The 17,377-nt window shown below is 72.5% G+C and carries 19 protein-coding genes and 4 pseudogenes; 11 read left to right on the forward strand and 12 right to left on the reverse strand.

Translation table 11 applies throughout. The annotated features are described in order from the left end of the window. The first annotated feature begins 96 nt into the window (after positions 1 to 96). The 5 genes from ACGFZL_RS11005 (at position 97) to ACGFZL_RS11025 (ending at position 6,275) form a co-directional block, all read left to right on the forward strand. Positions 97 to 1,671, forward strand: a complete 1,575-nt coding sequence (locus ACGFZL_RS11005; RefSeq protein WP_393690549.1) for an anchored repeat ABC transporter, substrate-binding protein — start codon at positions 97 to 99, stop codon at positions 1,669 to 1,671. Next, on the forward strand, positions 1,668 to 2,585 hold the full coding sequence (locus ACGFZL_RS11010) for a TIGR03773 family transporter-associated surface protein (RefSeq protein WP_393690550.1): 918 nt from the start codon (positions 1,668 to 1,670) through the stop codon (positions 2,583 to 2,585). Before ACGFZL_RS11005 ends, ACGFZL_RS11010 begins: the two co-directional genes overlap by 4 nt. Further along, complete coding sequence (locus ACGFZL_RS11015; protein WP_393690551.1) at positions 2,582 to 3,352, forward strand: anchored repeat-type ABC transporter ATP-binding subunit; 771 nt, start codon at positions 2,582 to 2,584, stop codon at positions 3,350 to 3,352. Before ACGFZL_RS11010 ends, ACGFZL_RS11015 begins: the two co-directional genes overlap by 4 nt. Then, on the forward strand, positions 3,349 to 4,302 hold the full coding sequence (locus ACGFZL_RS11020; protein WP_393690552.1) for an anchored repeat-type ABC transporter permease subunit: 954 nt from the start codon (positions 3,349 to 3,351) through the stop codon (positions 4,300 to 4,302). The genes ACGFZL_RS11015 and ACGFZL_RS11020 overlap by 4 nt, the downstream gene beginning before the upstream one ends. Before the next feature lie 203 nt (positions 4,303 to 4,505). After that, complete coding sequence (locus tag ACGFZL_RS11025) at positions 4,506 to 6,275, forward strand: choice-of-anchor M domain-containing protein (RefSeq protein ID WP_393690553.1); 1,770 nt, start codon at positions 4,506 to 4,508, stop codon at positions 6,273 to 6,275. An 89-nt stretch (positions 6,276 to 6,364) separates the two neighbouring features. Here the strand turns inward: ACGFZL_RS11025 and ACGFZL_RS11030 are convergent, their stop codons facing one another. The 10 genes and pseudogenes from ACGFZL_RS11030 to rpmG form a co-directional block, all read right to left on the reverse strand. Continuing rightward, positions 6,365 to 7,285, reverse strand: a complete 921-nt coding sequence (locus ACGFZL_RS11030) for a metal ABC transporter permease (RefSeq protein ID WP_393690554.1) — start codon at positions 7,283 to 7,285, stop codon at positions 6,365 to 6,367. Then, on the reverse strand, positions 7,282 to 8,148 hold the full coding sequence (locus ACGFZL_RS11035) for a metal ABC transporter ATP-binding protein (RefSeq protein WP_393690555.1): 867 nt from the start codon (positions 8,146 to 8,148) through the stop codon (positions 7,282 to 7,284). Before ACGFZL_RS11035 ends, ACGFZL_RS11030 begins: the two co-directional genes overlap by 4 nt. A gap of 11 nt (positions 8,149 to 8,159) precedes the next feature. Further along, the gene (locus ACGFZL_RS11040) at positions 8,160 to 9,092 is read right to left on the reverse strand and encodes a metal ABC transporter solute-binding protein, Zn/Mn family (RefSeq protein WP_393690556.1); all 933 of its coding nucleotides are present in this window, start codon (positions 9,090 to 9,092) and stop codon (positions 8,160 to 8,162) included. A 185-nt stretch (positions 9,093 to 9,277) separates the two neighbouring features. Continuing rightward, positions 9,278 to 9,703, reverse strand: a complete 426-nt coding sequence (locus ACGFZL_RS11045; RefSeq protein WP_393690557.1) for a Fur family transcriptional regulator — start codon at positions 9,701 to 9,703, stop codon at positions 9,278 to 9,280. A gap of 85 nt (positions 9,704 to 9,788) precedes the next feature. Further along, positions 9,789 to 10,223, reverse strand: a pseudogene (locus tag ACGFZL_RS11050) (GTP-binding protein); the annotation flags it as partial. A 6-nt stretch (positions 10,224 to 10,229) separates the two neighbouring features. Continuing rightward, positions 10,230 to 10,400 carry a 50S ribosomal protein L32 gene (gene rpmF / locus ACGFZL_RS11055; RefSeq protein ID WP_355168771.1) on the reverse strand — a complete coding sequence of 57 codons (171 nt, stop codon included), beginning with the start codon at positions 10,398 to 10,400 and terminating at the stop codon, positions 10,230 to 10,232. Between the two features lie 43 nt (positions 10,401 to 10,443). Continuing rightward, positions 10,444 to 10,680 (reverse strand): 30S ribosomal protein S18, encoded by a 237-nt coding sequence (rpsR, locus tag ACGFZL_RS11060; RefSeq protein WP_355168769.1) that lies wholly within the window; start codon positions 10,678 to 10,680, stop codon positions 10,444 to 10,446. A gap of 30 nt (positions 10,681 to 10,710) precedes the next feature. Continuing rightward, entirely contained in the window at positions 10,711 to 11,862 is a 1,152-nt protein-coding gene (locus ACGFZL_RS11065; RefSeq protein ID WP_393690558.1) for a GTP-binding protein, read from the reverse strand. Next, positions 11,859 to 12,116: a type B 50S ribosomal protein L31 gene (locus ACGFZL_RS11070; protein ID WP_393690559.1), complete on the reverse strand. Its 258-nt coding sequence runs from the start codon at positions 12,114 to 12,116 to the stop codon at positions 11,859 to 11,861. The genes ACGFZL_RS11065 and ACGFZL_RS11070 overlap by 4 nt, the downstream gene beginning before the upstream one ends. Positions 12,117 to 12,160: 44 nt before the next feature. Further along, positions 12,161 to 12,325 carry a 50S ribosomal protein L33 gene (gene rpmG / locus ACGFZL_RS11075; RefSeq protein WP_393690560.1) on the reverse strand — a complete coding sequence of 55 codons (165 nt, stop codon included), beginning with the start codon at positions 12,323 to 12,325 and terminating at the stop codon, positions 12,161 to 12,163. Between the two features lie 65 nt (positions 12,326 to 12,390). Between rpmG and rpmB the strand changes: the two genes are divergently transcribed. From rpmB to ACGFZL_RS11095, 4 genes and pseudogenes are all read left to right on the forward strand, one after another. Beyond that, positions 12,391 to 12,627 carry a 50S ribosomal protein L28 gene (gene rpmB / locus ACGFZL_RS11080; protein WP_393690561.1) on the forward strand — a complete coding sequence of 79 codons (237 nt, stop codon included), beginning with the start codon at positions 12,391 to 12,393 and terminating at the stop codon, positions 12,625 to 12,627. Next, positions 12,627 to 12,932, forward strand: a complete 306-nt coding sequence (rpsN, locus tag ACGFZL_RS11085) for a 30S ribosomal protein S14 (RefSeq protein WP_393690562.1) — start codon at positions 12,627 to 12,629, stop codon at positions 12,930 to 12,932. The genes rpmB and rpsN overlap by 1 nt, the downstream gene beginning before the upstream one ends. Before the next feature lie 64 nt (positions 12,933 to 12,996). Then, a pseudogene (locus tag ACGFZL_RS11090) lies at positions 12,997 to 13,392 on the forward strand (rhodanese-like domain-containing protein); the annotation flags it as partial. 22 nt (positions 13,393 to 13,414) lie between these two features. Continuing rightward, positions 13,415 to 14,251 (forward strand): annotated as a pseudogene (locus ACGFZL_RS11095) (aminotransferase class V-fold PLP-dependent enzyme); the annotation flags it as partial. Positions 14,252 to 14,302: 51 nt separating this feature from the next. On the opposite strand, the pseudogene ACGFZL_RS11100 reads toward ACGFZL_RS11095, so the two are convergent. Then, positions 14,303 to 14,476 (reverse strand): annotated as a pseudogene (locus ACGFZL_RS11100) (class I SAM-dependent methyltransferase); the annotation flags it as partial. Further along, positions 14,455 to 15,657 carry a choice-of-anchor M domain-containing protein gene (locus ACGFZL_RS11105; RefSeq protein ID WP_393690563.1) on the reverse strand — a complete coding sequence of 401 codons (1,203 nt, stop codon included), beginning with the start codon at positions 15,655 to 15,657 and terminating at the stop codon, positions 14,455 to 14,457. The gene ACGFZL_RS11105 and the pseudogene ACGFZL_RS11100, both read right to left, overlap by 22 nt. A 160-nt stretch (positions 15,658 to 15,817) precedes the next feature. Here ACGFZL_RS11105 and ACGFZL_RS11110 point away from each other — a divergent pair, with 160 nt between their 5' ends. Beyond that, positions 15,818 to 16,474 carry a choice-of-anchor M domain-containing protein gene (locus tag ACGFZL_RS11110; RefSeq protein WP_393690564.1) on the forward strand — a complete coding sequence of 219 codons (657 nt, stop codon included), beginning with the start codon at positions 15,818 to 15,820 and terminating at the stop codon, positions 16,472 to 16,474. After that, on the forward strand, positions 16,471 to 17,136 hold the full coding sequence (locus tag ACGFZL_RS11115) for a choice-of-anchor M domain-containing protein (RefSeq protein ID WP_393690565.1): 666 nt from the start codon (positions 16,471 to 16,473) through the stop codon (positions 17,134 to 17,136). Before ACGFZL_RS11110 ends, ACGFZL_RS11115 begins: the two co-directional genes overlap by 4 nt. The last annotated feature ends 241 nt before the right edge of the window (positions 17,137 to 17,377 follow it).

A 17,377-nucleotide genomic window follows, 5' to 3' on the forward strand; every position in this document is an offset into this window, starting at 1 on the left:
CGATCGGTTCCCGGTGCCGCGGACGTCCCGCTCCTGGTCGGCGCCGGCACCTTCGCGCCCGGTGCCGACCCCTTTCCTCTTGGGGGTTTGTTCGTCATGCGTGTGCCGAGACCCGTCGTACGGGCGCTAGCCACCGCCACCGTCCTCGTAGTCGCCGCCGTCGGATGCCGGGGGCACGCCGGCCCGGCGGGCGACGCCGAGAATCCGGACGCGGCGCTGCGGGTGGTGACCACCACTGAGATCCTCGCCGACCTGGTCCGGCAGGTCGGTGGCGACCGCGTGCAGGTCGACTCGATCGTACCGCCCGGCGGCGACCCGCACTCCTATGAGCCCACGCCCAGGGACGCCGACGCCGTATCCAAGGCCGACGTCACCTTCACCAACCACCTGCTCCTGGAGGAGCACGCCCTGATCAAGACGGTCGACGCCAACGCCCGCGAGGGCACGCCCAACGTCTCGCTCGCCGAGGCGTCGGAGACGTACGGCGCCAACGTCATCCCGCTGGTCGAGGACATCGGCCTCGACGTGCTCTGGCTGGGCCTGCGGGTCCGCGGCGAGGGGGAGGCTCGGGGCGCGACACGTTCCTCGGACATCCTGCTCTCCGCGACCGATGTCCAAGGCCCCGGAGACCTCGTGGCCTACCTGACGGAGTCCCTCGGCCGGCCCGAGACGTACTTCGACTCCGGCGACGGCCTCACCGCCGAGGACACCACCAGCCTGCCTCCCGCCGCCCACACGCATCTCAACTGGGCCTTCACCAAGCCCGGCGTCTACCGCCTCACCCTGGAAGCCAAGCTCAAGAACCCCGGCGGCACCGCACCGCAGCCCGTCGGCAAGGGCACCTTCACCTTCGCCGTGGGCGTCGATCCTCACACCGTCGCCGGACCCGGCGACACCGTCCTGGACGACGGCCACACCGACCTGACGGTGAACATCGACAGCGGGAAGATGTCGGCCTTCACCGACCTGCGCACCAAGGGCAGGACGCAGGAGGAGATCCCGCCGTCCGATGTGGTCGTCGACGTGCCCAACCGCGCGCTCGCGAAGGTCCCCGAGGACACGCGCTTCTCCTTCCTCGGCAAACCCGGCGCGGAGATCCACCAGTTGCCGCAGGCCGTCCTGGGCAAGCACGTGCACGGGGAGATCGACCCGCACCTGTGGCAGGACGTGCAGAACGCCAAGGCGTACGTCCAGCTGATCCGCGACACCCTCGAGAAGCAGGACCCCGAGGGTGCGAAGACCTACCAGGCCAACAGTCGTGCCTACGAGCGGGAACTGGACGACCTGGACGCCTATGTCCGTCGGCAGATCGCTCAGATCCCGCTCGAACGTCGCCAGTTGATCACCACCCACGACGCCTTCGGCTACCTCGCCGAGGCCTACGGCATGACGGTGGCCGGCTTCGTCGTGCCCAACCCGGCGCAGGAGCCCAGCGCCGACGACGTCGAGAAGCTGACCCGCACGATCCGGAACCTGAAGGTCCCTGCGGTGTTCATGGAACCGAACCTGGTCCAGCGGGCCACCGTGCTCACCCAGGTCGCCGAGGACCAGCACGTGAAGGTCTGCATGCTCTACGGCGACGCCTTCGACAAGAACACCCAGCACTACACCGACATGATGCGGCACAACGCCGACGAGCTCCGCTCCTGCCTCGGAGGCACGAAGAAGTGAACGCCACCACCATCCGCACCCGCACCGGCGTGCTCGCGGCGGGCCTCCTGCTCGCCCTGGCCCCGACGCTGCCCGCGGCGGCGGCCGGGACGCCCACCCCCGGTGCCGAGTCCGACGCCGCACCCGAGACCGGCACGGGCCGCACCGTCATCGGTGACGGCCACATCGACATGGGTCCGCGCTTCGACCACGGGCGCTGGACCGTCCAGATCCGCGACGACACCGTCAGGCCCGCGACCTGGCGCAATACCGCCGACGTCGTGCTCCAGGTGAAGGACGCCGCGAAGACGGAGGTGCCCGAGGACCGGCAGTTCGGCTTCCTCGGCGCACCGGGGGCCTCGGTGTGGCTGCTGCCGCAGGCCCAGCGGGACGGCGTGCTCTGGCCGGGCTGGAACAGCCAGGAGCCCCGGGTCGCGACCACCGTGGACCGCGAGGTCACCTGGCAGCTCACCGGTGTCGAGGGTCCCGGCGACTTCGTCCTCTTCGTCAACGGCAGCTTCGGCACCCCGAAGATCCTCTTCGACGGCAGGAAGAAGCTGCCCCAGGAGACCGGCATCGAGGTCAACAGCCACGTCCACGGCAACTGGGCGTTCACGAAGCCCGGCACCTACCTCCTCGACGTCCGCATGACCGCCAGGACGAAGGACGGCAGGAGTCGGGCGAGCGCGCGCACGCTCCAGTTCTCCGTCGGCCCGCAGGACCCCGCCAAGGCGTTCGTCGCCAAGCCGCCCGCCGACCCCGGGCCCGGGCCCGGTACGACCCCACCGGAGGCGGCGGCGCACGAGGTCTCGAGCGACGGCGGATCGTCAGCGCCCCTGTGGTGGGGCGTCGGTGCGGCCGTCGCCGTGGCGGCCGTGGCGGGCACCGTGGTGTGGCGGCGGGGCAGGCGCCGGAGTGAAGGAGAGGGCCGATGAGCGAGACGATCACAACCACGCCCCCGGCGCTGGAGCTGCGGGCCGTCTCCGTAGAACTCGGTGGCCGCCTCGCCCTCGACGGCGTCGGCCTCACCGTGCACGCCGGTGAACTCGTCGGGCTGATCGGCCCGAACGGCGCGGGCAAGACGACCCTCCTGCGGGCGATCCTCGGCCTGCTGACTCCGGGCTCCGGCACGATCCGGGTGGACGGGCGGCCGGCCGATCGGCTGCGCGGCACCGTCGGCTACGTGCCCCAGCGGCACGAGTTCGCCTGGGACTTCCCCCTCTCGGTGGAGAAGGCCGTGCTCACCGGCCGCACACACCGCATCGGCTGGTTGCGCCGCCCGGGCCGGACCGACCGGGAGGCGGTCGAAGAGGCCCTGGAACGTGTCGCCATGACGGATCTGCGCCATCGCCCCATCGGTGAGCTGTCCGGCGGCCAGCGCCAGCGCGTCCTGGTCGCCCGGGCGCTCGCCCTGCGCCCGGGGCTGCTGCTGCTCGACGAACCCTTCACCGGCCTCGACGTGCCCACCCAGGAACTCCTCACCGCGCTCTTCCGGCGTCTGCGCGACGAGGGCAAGGCCCTGCTGATGACCACGCACGACCTGCCCGCCGCCGCGGACATGGCCGACCGGCTCTGCCTGCTCAACAGGACCGTGATCGCCGACGGGTCCCCGGACGCGCTGCGCGACCCGGCGGTGTGGCTGCGCGCGTTCGGTGTGGCCAGGTCCGACCAGCTGCTGACCTCCCTGGGAGTGACCGAGTGAACGCCGTGACCGACTTCCTGACCGCCCCGTGGGAGCACCTGTTCATGCAGCGCGCCTTCGCGGTCGCCGTCATGTGCGGCGTCGTCTCCGGCGTGGTCGGCGCCCATGTCGTCCTGCGGGGCATGGCGTTCATCGGGGACGCCGTCTCGCACTCCGTCTTCCCCGGGGTGGCGATCGCCTTCGTCTTCCAGTTCAACCTGGTACTCGGAGGCGCCGTGGCTGGGCTGCTGACCGCGTTGGCCGTGGCCGTGTTCTCGCAGAACCGCCGGCTGAAGGAGGACACGGTGATCGGCGTCTTCTTCGCCGCCGCCTTCGGCCTCGGCATCGTCATCCTCAGCACCGCGCCCGGGTACAGCGGCTCGCTGGAGTCCTTCCTCTTCGGCCAGATCCTCGGCATCAGCGACGACGACGTGATGACCGTCGCCGTCATGGGCCTCGTCCTGCTCCTCGTCGCCGGCGCGGTGCACAAGGAGCTGGTCACGGTGAGCCTTGACCGGGAGACGGCCAGAGCCGCCGGGCTCCCCGTCTTCGCCCTGGACATCGTGCTGTACGCGCTGGTCACCGTCACGGTGGTGATCTCGCTGCAGGCCGTGGGGAACATCCTCGTCCTGGCCCTGCTCATCACGCCGGCCGCCTGTGCCCGGCTGCTGACCGACCGCATCGGCGTCATGATTCTGCTCGCCCCGGCCATCGGCGCGGGATCGGCGCTGGTGGGGCTGTACCTGTCGTACACCTACGCCCTGGCCGCCGGCGGGCTGATCGTGCTCGTCGTCACCGGCGTCTTCGTCCTGTGCTGGCTCCTCGCCCCCCGGCACGGGCTGCTCACCGCCGCCCGGCGGCGCCGGAAGGCGCCGGAACGGCAGACCGCCGGCGCGGCGGTCGAGCAAGGGGAGGAGGCCCCGGCAGCGGTTCCGGCAGGGGCACCGATCAGGGGGACCGCGGTCGACTGAGCGCCGCTGGGACAGCCCCTGCGGATCGCCTGTCGCGGTCTATTGAAAATGATTACCAAAGCGCACTACGGTGGGCGGGCGGTTGCGTGTGGGCCTCCGGAGGTCCACGGGCGGTACCAACGGGACCCGCACGCAACCGTGTTGAAGCCTTTCAAAGAATCCACCAGCGCCTGCCGGCGCGGTGTGGGAGGAGCAGTCACGTCATGACACCGCCGAAGAAGAGCCGGTGGATAGCCGTCGGGGCCGCCGGGTCGCTGGCGCTGGCCGCCGGCCTGGCGCCCGCGGCGTTCGCCGCCGAGCCTGAGGCGACGTCCACCGAACCGCCTCCGCGCGCTCCGGTGGTCGGCCTGTCGCTGCTGGGCGAGAACCTGTCGCTCGGCCTGACGGACGGCCAGGGCGCCGAGGCGCCCGCGGACTTCACCGTCGGCCCGGAGGCCAGGACGACCGCGCCCGCCGACGGCGCCCGTGACTTCCTCGGCGAGGCCGGCCACCAGGTCTGGGTGCTGGGGGACGGCGCCGCCTCCACGGCGCCGGAACCCGGGGCCGACCCGGCGCCGTGGTGGGACACCACGGCCGTGGACGCCGGTGCCCTCGACGGGGCCGGCACGGTCCACTGGTCCCTGACCGGCGTCGAAGGGCCGGGCGACGTCACGGTGTTCGACCCCGCCCACGCCGACGCCGACCCCGGCACGGCCGGCGGCCGACCGCAGGTGCTGTTCGACAGCTCCGACGGCCTCTCCGACACCGACAGCCACGACCTGGCCGCCGGCAGCAGCGGCCGGGTGGCGTGGGCCTTCAGCGCGCCCGGCGAGTACCGGCTGACGTCCCGGGCGAGCGCAACCCTCGAGTCGGGCGCCCCGCTGACCACGACCGCACAGTGGACGGTCCGGGTCGCCGACGCGCCCCTCACGCCTCCTGCGGACAGCCCCGCGCCGCTGCCGACGGCCCCCTCGATGCCGGAGGCCCCGAAGCGGTCCCTGACCAAGCCCTCCGCCACGACACTGGTGAAGGAGGCGCCGGGCGCCGACGGCATCGACATCCAGAACCAGCGGATCGAGATCGGCGACGGCCATGTGGACGCCATCGCCGGGCACATGGTCGGCGGACGGCTGCGCACCCTCTTCAAGGACAGCCGCGACGCCGGCCGGATCGTCTGGCGCGAGCCGTCCTCCGTCGTCGTGCGGGTCGTTCCGGGGGCCAAGGGGAAGATCCCCGACAACAGCACGTACGGCTTCCTCGGGACGCCCGGCAGCGACTTCTGGCTGATCCCGCAGGTGCAGAAGCAGGGCGTGGTGTGGGCGGGCTGGAACACCGAGGCCCTCGGCGCCGGCGACCTCAAGGGGCCGGTGAAGATGGCCATGGAGAAGGTGACCGGCCCCGGTTCGGTCGCCATCTGGGAGACGGCCGGGCTGGGCGGCGCGGACGTCCTCTACAACAGCCGGGACGGAATGCCCGACACCCGGCAGGTCGACCTCGGGGTGCACGCCCACGCCAACTGGGCGTTCAGCAAGGAGGGCACGTACAAGGTGACCTTCCGGCTCAGCGGCACCCTGCCGAACGGCACGGCCACCTCGGACGCGCAGACCTACACCTTCGTCGTCGGCGACGGCGCCCCGGACACCGGCGGGACCGGAGGAACGCGCGGCACTGGCGGCACGGGCGGGGCCGGGACCGGCCAGGACACGGGCAGTGGCGACGACGCCACCGACGGGTCGGCCGGCACCGGAGGGGGTGGGGGCGGGACGTCCGGCGGGTCCGCCGGCGCAGGTTCAGATTCCGGTTCCGGATCGACGGGAGGCACGTCTCCCGGCGGCAGCGCGGGGAGCGACGCGAGCGAGGGCAGTCTGGCCCACACCGGCTCCGGACCGGCCCTGCCGCTCGCGGCCGGTGCCGGCGCCCTGGTGGTGAGCGGTGCCGCGGCCATGGCGCTGACCCGTTCACGGCGCCGCCGCGCCGACGGGGCGACGCCGTGAGCAGCGCGCGACAGCGGGGCGCCGACCAGCCCTTCACCCTGCTCGTATGAGGGGACTGCGTGGGGACGGCGTGACGCGTCAGGACGACCTCAGGAGGCGGCGGCATCCGCGGGCTGGGCGAGGTCGGCGCGGTCGGCGTCCGCTCCCGCGACCTTCCGGCCCCAGTTCCTGCGCCGCACCGCGCCGATCGCGGCGCAGGCCCCGTAGAGCGCGAAGGACAGGGTGGTCACGTACGGGCTGATGGGGATGTCGCTCCCCAGCGCCAGCAGGATGCCGCCCTCCATCGAGACGACGGCCAGCACGACGCTGAGCACGGGCAGCATGACGGGGGACGCCGTGACCCGCGCCGCCGCGGCGGCCGGCGTGACGACCAGCGTCAGGACGAGCAGGGCCCCGACCACCTGCACGGACAGCGCGATGGTCAGTCCGAGCACCAGCATGAACGCGAGGGACAGGCCCCGCACCGGCACGCCCCGGGTGCGGGCGACCTCCGGGTCGGCGCTGGCGAACATCAGCGGCCGCCACATCACCAGCAGCGCGACGAGCACCAGCGCCGACATGCTGAGCAGGATCCTGGTCTGCGGCGTGTCCACCGCGACGATCTGGCCGGTGAGCAGCCCGAACTTGTTCGCCGCCCGGCCCTTGTAGAGGGCGAGGAAGAGCACGCCCAGGCCGAGGCCGAACGGCATGAGGATGCCGATCACGGAGTTCCGGTGACGTGCCTTCGCCCCGAGGACCCCGATCACGCCCGCGGCGACGAGGGAGCCGATGACCGAGCCCGTGACCACGTTCATGCCGAACAGCAGCGCGGCGGAGGCCCCGGCGAAGGACAGCTCGCTGATGCCGTGCACCGCGAAGGGAAGGTCGCGCATGATGACGAACACCCCCGCGAGACCGCCGACCAGGCCGAGCGCGGCACCGACGATCAGCGAGTTGTGCACGAGCTCCAGCAGCGCGCCGTAGTCCTCGAAGGTGAAGATCTGCTGCCAGAGGCTGTCGGCGGAGTTCATGTGCGCGCTCCTTGCTTCCCGCGCGCCGTGCGCTGTACGCCGTGCGGTTCCGGTTCGTGGTGGTGGTCGTGCGCGGCGGCCGGCTCGTCGGGGGCGCCGATCACCACCACCCGGTCCCGCACCCGCAGCACGTCGACGCGCGTGCCGTAGAGCTCGGACAGCGACTCCGAGGTCAGGACCTCCTCCGGCGTCCCGATCCGGTGGCGTCCCCGGGCGAGGTAGAGGACCCGGTCGGCCATGCCGAGCACGGGGTTGATCTCGTGGGTGACGAAGACCACGGCCGTGCCGTGGGACCGGCGGCGCGCGTCGACGAGTTCCGTCACCGCGCGCTGGTGACGCAGGTCGAGGGAGAGCAGCGGCTCGTCGCACAGCAGCAGTTGCGGGTCGGCGGCGAGCGCCTGCCCGACCCGGACCCGTTGCTGCTCGCCGCCGGACAGCATGTCGAGCGGGACGTCCGCGTACTCCGTCGCCCCGACGGCCGCGAGGATCTCGTCCACCCGGCGGCCCGGGCCCCGGCCCGGCAGGCCGAGGCCGAAGCGGTGCCCGTCGATCCCCAGGCGGACCAGGTCGCGGGCGCGCAGGGCGGCCTGCCCCACCAGGGTGGACTGCTGGGGTATGTAGCCGAGACGCCGACCCGCCCTTCCCGGCCGCCGGCCGAGCACCGTGAGCTGTCCGGAGGACAGCGGCACCCGGCCGAGCAGGGCCTTCATGAAGCTGGTCTTGCCGGACCCGTTCGGGCCGAGGACCGCGAGGAACTCACCGCGGCCCACCTCGATTTCGAGGGCCTGCCACACGGTCCGCGAACCGTACGCCAGCGCCGCGCCCTCGGCGTGTATCACGGGTCCGTCAGACTGTTCCGGCACGACCGGATCCCTCACTTGTCCAGCGCGCCGGCGAGGGCGTCGACGTTCGATGTCATCCAGGACAGGTAGTCCTTGCCCTGGGGGAGGGTCTCGGTGACCGGGACCACGGGGACGCCCGCCTTGTCCGCCGCGTCCTTCACCTTCTCCGTCTGGGCGCCGGCGGTCTGCTCGTTGTAGACGAGCACCTTGACCTGCTTGCCGGAGTAGAGGTCGAGGGTCTCCTTGAGGACCTGCGGCGAGACGTCGTCGCCCTCCTCGATCGCCTCGCTGAAGTTCTCGGGCGTCTTGTTCTCCAGTCCGGCGGCCTCCGTCATGTACAGCGGGACCGGCTCGGTGATGCCCACGCCCTCGCCGGCGTGGTTCTTCTTGATGGCGGCTTCCTTCTGCGTCAGCGGCTTGAGCTTCGCCGTGAAGGCGTCGGCGTTCTTCTCGAAGATCGCGGCATCGCCGGGGGACGCCTTGCCCAGCTCCTGGGCGATGCGGGCGGCGACCTTCTCCACGGTGGGGAAGTCGTACCAGACGTGCTCGTTGAGCTCGCCGCCGGCCGGGGCCTTGTGGCCGGAGACCTGCACCGCGTCGATCTTCGCCGCGGAGGTGTTGCTCTTCGTCATGCGGGCGACGAAGTCGTCGTAGCCGCCGCCGTTGGCGATGACGAGCCTGGCCTTGGAGAGCGTCAGCTGGTTGCGGGTGCTGGCCTCGAAGGAGTGCGGGTCCTGGTCGGGGTTGCTGATGATCGACGTCACGTCGACCTTGTCGCCGCCGACCTGCTTGGCGACGTCCCCCCAGACGTTGGTCGACGCGACGACGGGGATCTTCGCCGAGTCCGTCGTCGCTCCGCCCTTGGCGTCGTCGTCCGAGTCCGAGGACCCGCCGCAGCCGGCCAGCAGCGCGGCGGCGGCCACCCCGGATATGAGCGCCAGGGAACGGGAGAGGGGCGTGGGCATGGGTCCTCCATTGTGCGGAATCTCAGGGGTGCGCGAACGCGCGATGTATGGGCAGCTCAAGGGCCTGATGCCCAGTTTAGTTGAAAACGAATGTCGAAACGATGTTCGTGAGGGCATGCGGAAGCAAATTTTGCGGAGCTTTGGCGTGCGACGTACGGCGAGCCCCGTGTCCCCGCCGCCGACGGTCAGCGCGGCCCGGGCCGCGCCTCGTCGGTGCAGTCCCCGCAGACGCCGGTCAGCTCCACGACATGGTCGATGCCGGTGAAACCGGTGGTGGCGGCGACGCCCTGCGCCCAGCGCTCGACCTGCTCCGCCTCCACGGCGCGGCTCAGACCGCACTCCCGGCACACGACGTAGTGCTGATGCCCCTCGTCCGGGCGCGGGCGGTACAGCCGTTCGCCGTTGACGTCGCGGATCACGTCCGCGCCGCCGTCCGCCTCCAGGATGCGGAGGGTGCGGTAGACGGTGGTCAGGCCGATCTCGATGCCGGCGGACTCCGCCGCCGAGTGCAGGGATCGCGCGGAGACGAAGTCGTCGCACGTCTGGAACAGGGTCAGCAGCTCGCGGCGCTGCCGTGTCGAGCGCTGGTTCCCGAGAGCGGAGCCGTGCATGGTCACCTTCCGGTGGATGACGCCGATACCGGGCCGACCGGACCGGGTGATGCCGTGGCTGCGACCACCACCCGGCCCGGGGTCTTCAGACGGGCAGCACCGTCCCGTGCTGCTCGTGGACGCAGACCTCGTGGGCCTCGGGGACGTCCCAGGCGGGGAAGGGGTCCTCGCCGCCGTTCCGCTCGCCGTCCAGGAGGCACTCCTCCAGCGCCGAGTGCAGGGCCGCCGGCTCCAGGTCGGTGCCGATGAACACCAGCTCCTGGGCTCGCTGCCCGGGCGCCCCTGGCTCGTTGATCCCGGCGGGCTCGAAACGGGCGACAGACACGGCCTGGGACCACAGGCCGGTCCCGAGCACGTCGGTGGCGCGCACCCGCCCGCGGACCGTCTCGACCAGCAGGTCGCTCACGGTGCGCTCGTCGTCCTCGTCGTCCTCGAAGGGTGCGAGGCCCCGCTCGGCGAGTTCGTCGCCGGTGCCCAGCTCGGCCGGGAAGTTGGCCGCGTCCACCACGGTCACCATGGTGACGCGTCAGTCCTCCGGGCGGAGGAGGCCGCGCTCGTAGGCCTTGCGCAGGTGCTGGGGGACCAGGTAGGTGCTGCCGTCGATGGTGACGGGGGCGAGCGGCGGGGTGGTCGCGCGCCACTGGGCGCGGCGGTGGCGGGTGTTGCTGCGGGACATCTTGCGCTTGGGGACGGCCATGACGGTCCTTTCGGTGGGAGTCGGTCGGCGGTGGTCGGTGTGGTCAGCGGCTGGAGTAGGGGAGCAGGGCCATCTCGCGGGCGTTTTTGACGGCCGTGGCGAGTTGGCGCTGCTGCTGCCGGGTGACGCGGGTGACCCGGCGGCTGCGGATCTTGCCGCGGTCGGAGATGAACTTCCGCAGCAGGTCGGTGTCCTTGTAGTCGATGTACGTGATGCCGGCGACGTCGAGCGGGTTGGGCCGGTTCTTCCGGGCCAGGGCGGCCTTGTTCGGGCGGGGCATGTGACTTCCTCGGTCGTTCGGTGGGGCGGGTCAGGCGGCGGTGTCGAGCAGCTGGTCGAAGCCGGTGGGCCGGGGCCAGGCGTCGGGTCCGGAGGTCAGCTCGGCGTCGGTGAGCAGGCAGGAGTCGAGGAGCGCGAGCAGACCCGCGCGGTCCAGGTCGGGCGAGGTGAAGACGAGGTGCTGGCAGCGGTCGCCGTGCTCGGGGTGCCAGTCGAGGGCGGCGGCGGTGCGGCGCTCGGCCGGCATCAACTCCCAGGCGGCGTCCGGCAGGGAGGCCATCCAGGGCCCGGCGTACTCCACGCACAGCGCGCCGCCCGCGGCGTCCCAGGCGAGCAGGCTGTCGGGCCGGTCCGCGAGCCAGAACCGCCCCCGGCTGCGGGCCGCCGCGCAGCACAGGTCCTCCAGGGCCTCGTAGAGGCGGCCGGCGTGGAAGGGCCGGCGGCGCTGCCAGACGAGGGTGCTGATGCCCTCCTCGTCGCAGTCGTGGGGGAGACGGGCGCAGGCCGGGTGCTGGGCGGCAGCCGCCGCGGCCACGTCGAAGCCGGCGACGGCGGCGGCGCCCAAGTCCCCCGAGGCGACCCGGACCTGGCGGGCAGCCGGATGCAACTGCCGCAGCAGCGCGAGGTCGTCGAGTCCGGTCCCGGGACTGTCCGAGACGGCGAGGACCGGGGCGTACTCCAACTGCCGTGCGAAGGTGTCGCCGACGGTGCGCTGGTCCGTCGGGGCGGCGGCGAGCCCGGCCTCGGCGAGGTCGTCGCCGTTGGAGAGGCAGGGCAGTACGAGCGCGGGGTCGACGGCGGTCAGCACGTTGGTCAGCCGGAAGGTGCCGTCGCCGTGGGCGGCGACGACCTCGGCCATGCCCCGCGGTTCCACGGAATCCCATAGCTCCACGACCGCGAGCCGGGTGAGCCCGGCGTCGGCCAGCCGCTCCAGTTCGGGCACGAGGTTCTCGCGCAGGGCGCAGCAGGCGCAGTCGTTGACGAGGGGCGCCTCGCCCGAGGAGAGGGTCTCCGTGGCGTCGCGGACGCTGCGGCGCACGGTGCCCGCCGGGCCGGCGGACAGGTCGTGGTGCAGGGCGACGCTGCCGGGGACCTCGCGCAGCAACTGCGCGACCGTCTCGCGGCGGGCGTCGGCGTGCATGCCTGCGACGATCACCACGGGCATCGGCCCTTCGAAGATCATCGGCGGCCCCCGCCCTGTCCGTAGCGGCGCTCGAAGCGCTCCACCCGGCCGGCGGTGTCCAGCACCCGGGCGGTACCGGTGTAGAAGGGGTGGCTGGCGGAGGAGATCTCGACGTCGACCACGGGGTACGTGTGGCCGTCCTCCCATTCGACGGTCTTCTCACTGGTCATGGTGGAGCGGGTCAGGATGGCGAAGCCGCCTGCCTTGTCGCGGAAGACGACGGGGCGGTAGGCGGGGTGGATTCCGGGCTTCATGGAGTGTCCCTGGTTCAGAGGGTGGACGGTCGGAGCCGGTGCGGTCAGCGCTCTTCGCGGAAGTCGACGTGGCGGCGGGCGATGGGGTCGAACTTCTTGAGGACCAGCCGGTCCGGGTTGTTCCGGCGGTTCTTGCGGGTCACGTAGGTGTAGCCGGTCCCGGCGGTGGAGCGCAGCTTGACGATCGGGCGTAGTTCGTTGCGAGCCATGGGGGTAGCATACGACAATGATTTCCATTACCGGTACGCCGGTGGAGAGAAAGGCAGCAACCCGTATGTCCGCCCACTGCCAGCTGACCGGCGCCGAGCCGGTCTTCGGCAAGAAGATCTCCCACTCGCACCGGCGCACCTCGCGCCGGTTCGACCCGAACATCCAGAACAAGCGCTACTGGCTGCCCGGCGAGGGCCGCCACGTCCGCCTGCGCCTGAGCGCGCGGGCCATCAAGACCGTGGACGTGATCGGCGTCGAGGCCGCCGTCGCCCGCATCCGAGCCCGTGGGGAGCGTGTCTGATGGCGAAGAAGAGCAAGATCGCGAAGAACGAGCAGCGGAAGCTGGTCGTCGCCCGCCATGCGAAGCGGCGCGCCGAACTCAAGGCCGTCCTGGCGTCCCCGCACACCACGGCCGACGAGAAGACGGCCGCGCGGACGGAGCTGGACCGCCAGCCCCGGAACGCCAACGCGACCCGGGTCCGCAACCGCGACAGCGTCGACGGCCGCCCCCGAGGCCACCTGCGCAAGTTCGGCCTCTCCCGCGTCAACCTCCGCGAGCAGGCCCACGCCGGATTCCTCCCCGGGGTGACCAAGTCGTCTTGGTGACAGCCGAGTAGGAGGGGCGGCACGGCCGTGCCGCCCCCTCTCCGTGTCCGCCGGTCCCTCACCCGTCTGCGACCGGGCCGAGAGCTACCTGAGTTACGTCCGCGACCGCCGCCCCGAGCTGTTGGGCAGGGCGCGGCTCGGCCACTCGGCCTCGTCGCTCACCGAGGCCGAGGTCAGCGCCGAGGCCAGGACGGTGGCCGTCGAGGAAGCCCGGCACTGGGTGGCGCGGGGAGAACCCCGCCCACTGGTGATCGATCTGCGCGGTCCGCACGCCTACGCCGCCCTGCACATCGAGGGCTCCGCCAACATCGTCGACGAGGTCTTCGAGGAACTGGTGCGCACCGGGCTGCCGTTCAGCAAGAGCACCCCGGTCCTGCCGGCCTGCCCGGTGGGGGAGAAGTCGCTGCGCTACGCCGCGCTCCTGACCTGTATGAGGCACCCGGACGTCCGGAGCCTCGCCCGGCGGCGACGGGGACTGGCAGGTGCGGGCCCGCGCCGAGTTCCCCATCCTCACCGCCAACCCCGAGCTGGTGTACCTCGACAGCGCGGCGACATCGCAGAAGCCCCGTGCCGTCCTGGACGCCGTGCAGGAGTACTTGACGACGACGACGACGAACGCCAACGCGGGCCGCGGCACGCACCCCTGGGCCAACCGGACCACGGACCTGGTCGAACAGGTCCGCGAGCGGGTCAAGTCCGTCCTCGGAGACCCCGCCCCGGACCGTTCCACCGTGCACTTCACCGGCGGGACGACCGAGGGCCTGCGGACCGTCGCCCGCGACTGGCTCGCGCGGTACCTCGGCGACGGCGACGAGATCCTGGTCCCCTTCGCCGATCACCGGGCCAACCTCGAACCGTGGCTGGAGGCCCAGCGCCTGCTCGCCGAGCGCGGCACCGAGGTGCGGGTCCGCGCCTTGCCCCGGCAGGTCTCCGGCGACTACGACCACCGCGCCCTCGCCGACGCCGTCGGCCCCCGTACCCCCTTCGTCGCCGCGACCCACGTCCACCACGTGTACGGCGGGGACATGAACGTCCACCGCGTCCGCGCCGCTGTCGGACCGGACGTGCCGATCTGCCTGGACGCGGCGCAGAGCGTCGGCCACCTGCCCCTCCGGCTCGGTGACCCGGCGCTCGACGTCGACTTCGTCGCCTTCTCCGGTCACAAGGCCCTGGCGCTGCCCGGCGCGGGAGCGGTGTGGGCGCGCAACACCCGGGGGCCGGCCCTGCGGCCTCCGGGCTGGCAGGGCACCCCCAACACCGTGGGCGCCGCGTCGCTGCTGGCGGCGTTCGACTGGTTGGACGCGGTCGGCGTCGACCGGCCCCTGGCTCCGGGCCGGCGCGGCCACCCGCGCCACCGCGGTGGCGGAGATGTCCACGGCCGTGACCCGCCGGCCGCGGCGGGCCAGCCACACGGCGTCCCCGCCGGTTCCGCATCCGAGGTCAAGGGCATCGCCAGGGGACAGCCCGGCTACGGCCTCCTCGAGCACGGGATCGACCCGTGTTCCCCAGAGCCCCGTAGTGGCTACTGCTGACGCCTCCGCCACCTGGCGCGCACCACGACGAGCCCCGTGCCCCCGGCGACGAGCCCGCCGGCCACGAGGGCGGTCTCAGTGGGTTCCAGGGCCGCGCCGGTGCTGGCGAGTGCGCCGGAGGTGGAGCCGGTCGGCGCGGAGTCGCCGCCCCCTGATGGCGGCGGTACGGCGGCGGGGGCCTCGGCGGACGGCGTCTCCGCCGCGGACGGGGAGCCGTCCTCGGGGGGTGCGGGAGCGGCGGTCGTCGGAGCGCAGGGGGTGCCGGCGGAGCAGGGAGAGGCGAAGGGGGAGGACGCCGAGGCGGACGGCCGGGTGGACTCCGAGGGCGTGGCCCCGCCGCTGGGCGAGGGCGTCCCGGAGGGGCTCGTCTCGGAGGGGGTGGGCGTGGGCGTGGTCGGGTCCGGTGACGGCGTGGAGTCGCCGGTGGGGAGCTCGACGGTGGAGGTGTCCACGTCTCCGACGGCGAAGGTGTACTTCGAGGCGTCCTCAACGTGGCTCCCGTCGGGGAGTTCGGCTGACCAGCGGAACGTGAGCCGGTAGACGCCGGGTTGGGTGAAGCCCCAGTTGGCGTGCTGGTGGGTGCCGGGCGGTACCGGGTAGGTCGCCGGCAGTCCCTGCCGCCCGTCGAGGATCATCTCGGGCTCGCCGAACGGGGACCACTCCCAGAGCACGACGTCGCCGGGCCCTTCGGCGATGTCCAGGCTCAGCCCCATGTCGCCGACCACGTCGGCCGAGGTGAAGGACTGCGTGCTCCAACCCGCCCAGACCAGGGCGGGGTCCTGCGTCTGCGGGATCGTGTAGACCGTGTCGCCCGGCGCTCCGAGGAACAGGAATCCCGGGTTGTCATCGGAGAGTTGCACGGCGCCGGCGGGCGTCAGGTGCAGGATCACGGACTCGGGCGTCCGCCACACCGGGTCGAGGGCGTCGCGGTCATCGAGCAGCAGGCTGCGGAAGGTCCCGTCCACCATCCGGGGCGACACCGCGTCGACATGACCCACGTCGATCACCGTGCGCTCGCTGACGACGGGCGGCTCGCCCACCGCTGCCCGAGTCGTGCCGGCCGCGGCGTGAGCGGAGGTGTCCGTCGCCAGTACGGCGACGCCTCCCGCGCAGGTCGTCAGAACGACCGTCACCGCCACCGCGGCCGCCGCCACGAATCTGCGCCTGTGGCCGCGGTGTTCGATGGCCCCCATGAAAGCTCCCTCCTGAGTGGTGACCCGCAGGTTATCGACTGCGATTGTCATGTTCAACTCTCTCACCCAGGGGGCACGTCTCTTGCATCTCTTATATGAACATGATTATCGTTCGCAGCCTTGGTGGTGCCCGTGTGGGCACCCTCGAAGGGAGTTCGCTGTGCGCAACACCTCTCTCCGCCTCCTCATCGGGGCCACCGCCGCGACAGGCGTCCTGATGACCGGCGGGCCCGCCCAGGCGGCCTGCCTGGTGACGCTGGATCACGGCCACGTGGACGTCGTCGGCCTCGCCTACGAGGACGGCGCGCTGGAGATAGCCGTGCATGACGAGAGCGGCGCGGAGGAAGTCGAGTACGCGCCCGAGGACGTGCGACTGCGCGCCTTGCCCGGCGCGAAGACCACCATCCCCGCCGACCCCTCGTACGCCTTCCTCGGGACCGCCGGCAAGCCCGTCTGGATCCTTCCGGAGGTGCAGGACCCCGACCTCCTGTGGGCCGGGTTCGGTGCCGAGGAACTGGAGTCGGGCGTCCTCCAGAACGACGAGGTCGACGTCTCCTTCCTGTCGGTGAAGGGCCCCGGCCGGCTGGCCGTGTACACGGACGACGTCTTCGGTGCGCCGGAGACCGTTCTGGTCGACAGCGGTGACGGACTGCCCGACACCGTGGACCTGCACGCCGGTGAGCACACCCACGCCAACTGGGCCTTCACCAAGGCCGGTACGTACACCGTCAAGGTCAAGGCCGCCGCCCACCTGGCCGCGAACGGCTCGCCCGTCTCCTCCCGCGTCGTGACCTACACCTTCGAGGTGCAGAAGTGAGCAACAGCGCCATCCGGGTCCGCGTCCGCACCGCCGGCCTCCTCACAGCCGCCGCCGCACTCCTCGTCTCGGTCGCCTCGCCCGCCGAGGCCGCCCCCGTCACCCTCACCAGCGGCCACGTCGACGTCCTGGACGTCGACTACGCCTCCGGCGCCCTCACCCTCGACCTCCGGGACGAGACGACCGGCACCGCCGTGGACCGCGCACCGGCCGACGTCACGCTGAACGTGCCGGTGGCGGCCAAGCACACCAACGTCCCCTCGACCGCGCCCTGGGCGTTCCTGGGCACGGGCGGGACGGCGTGGATCCTGCCGCAGAGCCAGACCAGCGGACTGCTGTGGGCCGGCTGGAACACCACCGACGTCCCTAGCGGGACCTTCAAGGACAACAAGCTGACGTTCTCCCTGACCGGGGTGACCGGCCCGGCCGGCTTCAGCATCTACACCGCCTCGGGCGGCAGTCCGACCGTCCTCTTCGACAGCGGCAACGGCCTCCCCGACACCCTCGCGGTGAACGCGGGTGCCCACACCCACGCCAACTGGGGCTTCGACGCCGCGGGTACCTACAAGGTCACCTTCAGCGTGAGCGGTGTCCTCGCCTCGACCGGCCAGACCGTCAATACCGGCGCGAAGACCTACACCTTCCAGGTCACCAACAGCTGACCGCCCGCCCCGGGCCCGGGGGGGGGGGGGGGGGGGGCGGGCCCGGGGGGGGGGGCCCCGCCCCCCGGGGGGGGCCGGGGGGGGGCGGGGGGGCGGGCCCCCCGGGCAGCGCCCGCCCGCGCCGGGGCGCCGCCCCGCCGCAGCCGGCCACCCCCCCCCCCCCCCCCGCCCCCCCCCCCGCGGCCCCCCCCCCCCCCCCCCCGGGCCCCCCCCCCCCCCCGCGGCTGTTTCCGGTCCGGGC

The sequence above is a fragment of the Streptomyces sp. NPDC048182 genome (genome assembly GCF_043202555.1).
Classification (GTDB): Bacteria; Actinomycetota; Actinomycetes; order Streptomycetales; family Streptomycetaceae; genus Streptomyces.